This window comes from Leifsonia sp. SIMBA_070 (genome assembly GCF_046534635.1).
Taxonomy (GTDB): Bacteria; Actinomycetota; Actinomycetes; order Actinomycetales; family Microbacteriaceae; genus Leifsonia.
Window position 1 is genome coordinate 1 of sequence record NZ_JAWRYK010000508.1, and the last position, 258, is coordinate 258.

The window sequence follows — 258 nt, forward strand, 5'->3', positions numbered from 1 at the left end:
ATTAGTTAAATTACCGGTATAGGTAACCTCTATTGACAAATCATTGAGGATAATTGCAGGATCGGATTTATTTAGTAAAGTAGATGGATCTTTTTTGGTTGAGTCTTTAATAAACTCTAATGCTTCAAAAACAGTAGACTTACCTGAATTATTTTCACCAACTAAAATATTTAGCCCGCTACCCTCCGTATTACCGTCGGGAATATTAAAATTGATACTGTGATTTCCATGATAGCCTTTAAAATTATTAATATCGAT

At 31.4% G+C, this 258-nt stretch carries 1 protein-coding gene; it reads right to left on the reverse strand.

Features of this window, described 5'->3' with window-relative positions:
• The coding region (locus tag SB754_RS21245; RefSeq protein ID WP_410784321.1) for an AAA family ATPase at positions 1 to 258 on the reverse strand (258 nt) is incomplete at both ends.